Origin of the sequence: Nocardiopsis endophytica (genome assembly GCF_027706725.1) — a bacterium.
In the GTDB taxonomy this organism is placed as follows: domain Bacteria; phylum Actinomycetota; class Actinomycetes; order Streptosporangiales; family Streptosporangiaceae; genus Nocardiopsis_A; species Nocardiopsis_A endophytica.
Window position 1 is genome coordinate 1 of sequence record NZ_JAQFWQ010000195.1, and the last position, 4,635, is coordinate 4,635.

Below are 4,635 nucleotides of genomic sequence, written 5' to 3' on the forward strand. Positions count from 1 at the left end.
CAGGGCGGCCGGAACGCTCGGGACGCCCGCCGCGCTCCGGACGGCCCCCGCGTTCTGCCCGCTCGGCGCGGGGCTCGGCCCGGTGCTCGCCGCGCCGCCCTTCGCGGCGCTGGGAACGCTCATGCTTGTCGTCGCCGCGCTCACCGCGCGGGGCCCGGCCGCGCTCACCGCGCGGTCCGGTCGAGTCCCGCCCACCGCGGGACCTGTCGTTCTTACGTGGTGTGTTCACCGGTTTCGTCAATACCTTCGATGTCGTCAGGCAGGAACGGGGCCAGATCCGGAAGATCGTCGAGGCTCAGCAGGCCCAGACGTTCGAGGAAATAGCTGGTCGTGCGGTACAGGTGCGCTCCGGATTCGGGGTCCTGTCCCGCCTCCTCGATGAGCCCTCGCAGTACGAGGGTACGCATAACCCCGTCACAGTTCACACCGCGGACCGCCGAGACCCTTCCCCGGGAGACCGGCTGCCGGTAGGCGACGACCGCGAGTGTCTCCAGCGCCGCCTGCGTCAGCCGGACCTCCTGGCCCTCTTTAAGGAAATGCTCGACGACCTCCGCGCATTCCGGGCGCGTGTAGAAACGCCAGCCCTCGGCCACCTGGCGCAGGTCGAAGCCCCGGTCCTGGCGGGTGTACTCCTCGGCCAGCTCCTCCAGCGCGGCGGCCACGTCGTCCAGCGGGCGGCCGAGCCCCCGCGCGAGGTCGAAGGCGGCGACCGGCTGGTCCACCACCATGAGCACGGCCTCGAGGTCGCGGCGCAGCGCCGGCTCGGCGCCGGTCCGCGCCCCGTCCGCGCCCGCGGCGCCGTCCGCCTGCGGCCCGGCCGTGCCGGTCGCCCCGGCCGTGTCCTGTCCCGCCGTCACCCGCGCTCCTCTCCGCCGTCCGGCCCGTCCCCGGGCGCGGCGTCGTCGTACTCGTCGCCCACGTCCACCTCGCCGCTGGTGTCGCCGGTCCAGCTCACCAGGAGCTCCCCCAGCGGCTCGGGCTGGTCGAACCCGACGTTGGACGCCCGGTACAGCTCCAGCAGCGCCAGGAAGCGGGCGACCACCTCGAAGGTACCGGTGCAGTCGGCCGTCAGCTCGGCGAAGGTCAGCTCCCCCGCCGCGCGCAGCGCCTCCACCACCAGCGCCCCCTGCTCGCGCACCGAGGTCTTGGGCTGGTGGATGTGGGTCACCGGGACGCTCGGCGGCTCCTTGGGGGTGAACACCCGCGCCGCCAGGGCGGCGAACTCCTGCGGTCCGAGCTTGAGCATCACGTCCGGCCGGGCCTCGGCGAACCGCGGCTCCAGCGGCACCGCGCGCGCGAACCGGCGCCCCTGGGCCGAGATGCGCTCCTGGAGCAGGGCGGCGACCTGCTTGTAGGCCCGGTACTGCAGCAGCCGGGCGAACAGCAGGTCGCGCGCCTCCAGGAGCGCGAGGTCCTCCTCGTCCTCCACGTCGCCCCGCGGCAGCAGCCGCGCCGCCTTCAGGTCCAGCAGCGTGGCCGCCACCAGCAGGAAGTGGCTCGCCTGGTCCAGGTCGAAGGAGCCCTCGTTCTCCTTGATGTAGGCGATGAACTCGTCCGTGACCTTGGACAGGGCGACCTCGGTGATGTCCAGCTTGTGCTTGGAGATCAGCCCGAGGAGGAGGTCGAAAGGCCCCTCGAAGTTCTCCAGGTGCACCTGGAAGCCGCCCTCGTCGGCGGCCTCCTCCGCGGTGCGCTCGTCGGTCATCCCTCTAGGGTGGCACCGCCCGGGCGGTGCCCGTCCCGCCTCCGATCCCGTCCTCGCTCCTTGGGCCCCGCCCCGGGGCGGCGGGTCAGTCGGCCAGGCGCCGCACCAGGACGCTGTCGCCGCCGTTCTCGTGGAAGTCGGCGAGCAGCACGGCCACGGCCTCGCGCACGATGCGCCCCCGGTCGGCGGCCAGGCCGTGCTCGGCCCGCAGCGTCAGCCGGGTCTGCTCGAGCGCCAGCAGCTCCTGCGCCGAGATGTACACGGTGATCTTCTCGTCGTGCCGCTGCCGCCCGCTGGGCTGCGGAGCCGCCGGTTCGGCCGTGCGCCTGCGCGGCGCCCTCCGCTTCGGCGCGGGCGCCGGATCCTCGTGGGCCCGCTGCTCCGGCGCCCGGGCGCCGGCCGGCGGGGCGTCCGGGGCGGCGTCCGGGGCCGCCCGGCCGCCCCCGTCCGCGTCGCGCCCCTCCGTGTCGCGATCCCCCTCGTCGCGACTGCCCGCACGCGCTTCACTACTCTCCGGAGTCGACGAACGCCGCACAGAACCCCCGGAGGCCGTGTCCTCGGCCCCCGTGTCCGGTGCGGGGATCTCCCCCGCGCGGTCGGGTGCGGGCTCTGGGGCGGGCGGCTCGGACGGGCGGAAGAACAGCTCGTCGGCGCCGGGCAGCGTCACACGGCGTGATCGCTGTTTGCCCACCTGGCCAGCACCTCCCTCGCCAGATCCCGATAGGCGGTCGCCCCCGCCGACGAGGTGTCGAAGCGGGTGATGGGCTCCCCCGCCACGGTCGCGTCGGGGAAGCGGATGGTCCGGTTGATCACGGTGCCGTACACCTTGTCGCCGAAGCCCTCGATGATGGTGGACAGCACCTCGCGCGCGTGCAGCGTGCGCGGGTCGTACATGGTGCCCAGGAACCCGTCGATCACCAGGTCCTCGTTGAGGCGCTCCTGCACCTTCTCGATGGTGTCCATCAGCAGCGCCACCCCGCGCAGCGCGAAGAACTCGCACTCCAGCGGCACCACCACGCCGTCGGCGGCGGTCAGCGCGTTGACGGTGAGCAGGCCCAGCGACGGTTGGCAGTCGATGAGGACGACGTCGTAGTCGTCCAGCACCGGTCTCAGCGCGCGCTTGAGCATCTGCTCGCGGGCGACCTCGCCGACCAGCTGCACCTCGGCGGCCGACAGGTCGATGTTGCTCGGGATCAGGTCCAGCCCGTCCACGTCCGTCTTGAGCAGCACGTCCTCAACGGTGACGTCCCGCTCCATGAGCAGGTTGTAGACGGTCAGGTCCAGCTCGCGCGGGTCCAGCCGCCCCAGGCCCACCGACAGCGCGCCCTGCGGGTCGAAGTCGACGAGCAGCACCCGCCGCCCGAACTCGGCGATGGCCGCCCCGAGGTTGATGGTGGTCGTGGTCTTGCCGACCCCGCCCTTCTGGTTGCACAGTGCCACGATCCGGGCCGGACCGTGGCGGTCCAGCGGCTCCGGATCCGGAAAGCTCGGCTTCGCTCGTGTCGTCTGCAGTTCGTCCCCCGTGCTGCGCGGTTCCCCCCACGGGCTGCTCGCCGCCGCGCCGTGCATGCCGTCGTCGATGGGGGCTCCCGCCTCCGCATCGTCGTATCGCGACCAGCTCACAACCCTTTGACCTCCCTACGGACCGGCTGCCCGGGCCCGGTGGGCCCACCAAGCGGCCGGCCGTCGGAAACAACTCGCCATGTCGACAGCGGCCTGCCGTCGTGCGGCGACTCTAGAACGTCCGCACGGGGTGATTCAACGCGACACTCTACGCGCTCAGGGCGCGCCCGTGCCGCACTTGTCGGACTCGGAAGCCCGTCAGCGGCGGGCCCGCGGATGGCCGGCCGCGTACACCTCGCGCAGCCGGTCGACGGTCACCAGCGTGTACACCTGCGTGGTGCTCACCGAGGCGTGCCCCAGCAGCTCCTGCACCACGCGCACGTCCGCGCCGCCGTCGATGAGGTGGGTGGCGAAGGAGTGGCGCAGGGTGTGCGGCGAGACGTCGCGCAGCCCCGCGCGCTCCGCCGCCGCCCGCAGCACCGCCCAGGCGCCCTGCCTGGTCAGCCTCCCGCCGCGCGCGTTGAGGAACAGGGCCGGTGCGCCGCGGCCCGATGCGGCCAGTACGGGCCGCCCGCGCACCAGATAGGCCTGGACCGCCTCCCGCGCGAACCGGCCGACCGGGACCAGGCGCTCCTTGCCGCCCTTCCCCCGGAAGCGCACCACCCCGCCGTCCTCGGCGCCGGGCGGCGCCGGGCCCGTCACGTCGTCCACGTCCAGGCCCACCGCCTCGGAGATGCGGGCGCCCGTCCCGTAGAGCAGCTCCAGCAGGGCGCGGTCGCGCAGCGCGCGCGGGTCGCCCTCGGACCCGGCGGCCTCCAGCAGGGCCTCGATGTCCTCCAGCGGCACCGCCTTGGGCAGCCGCCGCATCGGGCGGGGCGGACTGACCTCCGCGGCCGGGTCGGCCGGGGCGAGCCCCTCCCGGAGCGCGAACCGGTGCAGGCCCCGGACCGCCACGACCGCGCGGCCCGCCGAGTTCCCGCCGAGCGGGGGGTGCTCCCCGTCGCCCTCGCGCAGCGCGCGCAGGAACGCCGACACGTCCCCGGCCGCCACCTCGGCCAGCGAGCCCAGCCCGCGCGACTCCAGGAACAGCACGTATCTGCGCAGGTCGCGCTTGTAAGAGGCGAGGGTGTTGGCCGCAAGCCCGCGCTCGACGGCCAGGTGGTCGAGGTAGGTCCGCACCGCGGCGCCGGCGTCGCTCCGGTCCGCCACGTCCTCGTACTCGGCGCTCGTCGTCATCACCCGGCTCTCCCGCGTTTTCCGGGACAGATGATGCCATAGGGGTGCGCCCGCGGCGGGGCGGACGCGCGAACGGGGGTGGGGCGGCCCCCCCCCCGCCCCCCCGCCCCCCCCCCCCCCCCCCCCCCCCC

At 74.2% G+C, this 4,635-nt stretch carries 5 protein-coding genes; all 5 read right to left on the minus strand.

From position 1 onward, the window contains the following. Window positions 1–212: 212 nt before the first annotated feature. Window positions 213–857 (minus strand): SMC-Scp complex subunit ScpB, encoded by a 645-nt coding sequence (scpB, locus tag O4J56_RS31770; RefSeq protein ID WP_270690932.1) that lies wholly within the window; start codon window positions 855–857, stop codon window positions 213–215. Next, window positions 854–1,705 (minus strand): segregation and condensation protein A, encoded by an 852-nt coding sequence (locus O4J56_RS31775; RefSeq protein WP_270690934.1) that lies wholly within the window; start codon window positions 1,703–1,705, stop codon window positions 854–856. Before O4J56_RS31775 ends, scpB begins: the two co-directional genes overlap by 4 nt. 85 nt (window positions 1,706–1,790) lie before the next feature. Continuing rightward, the gene (locus O4J56_RS32190) at window positions 1,791–2,240 is read right to left on the minus strand and encodes a hypothetical protein (protein WP_408639203.1); all 450 of its coding nucleotides are present in this window, start codon (window positions 2,238–2,240) and stop codon (window positions 1,791–1,793) included. A 128-nt stretch (window positions 2,241–2,368) separates the two neighbouring features. Further along, entirely contained in the window at window positions 2,369–3,328 is a 960-nt protein-coding gene (locus O4J56_RS31785; protein ID WP_270690936.1) for a ParA family protein, read from the minus strand. Between the two features lie 198 nt (window positions 3,329–3,526). Then, a complete protein-coding gene (locus O4J56_RS31790; protein ID WP_270690938.1) occupies window positions 3,527–4,504 on the minus strand; it encodes a site-specific tyrosine recombinase XerD in 978 nt (325 codons plus the stop codon). Between the last annotated feature and the right edge of the window lie 131 nt (window positions 4,505–4,635).

Bases quoted from the DNA above. Each gene is read 5' to 3' on its own strand.
- O4J56_RS31775 (WP_270690934.1), bottom strand. From the start codon at position 1,705: ATGACCGACGAGCGCACCGCGGAGGAGGCCGCCGACGAGGGCGGCTTC.
- O4J56_RS31790 (WP_270690938.1), bottom strand. From the start codon at position 4,504: ATGACGACGAGCGCCGAGTACGAGGACGTGGCGGACCGGAGCGACGCC.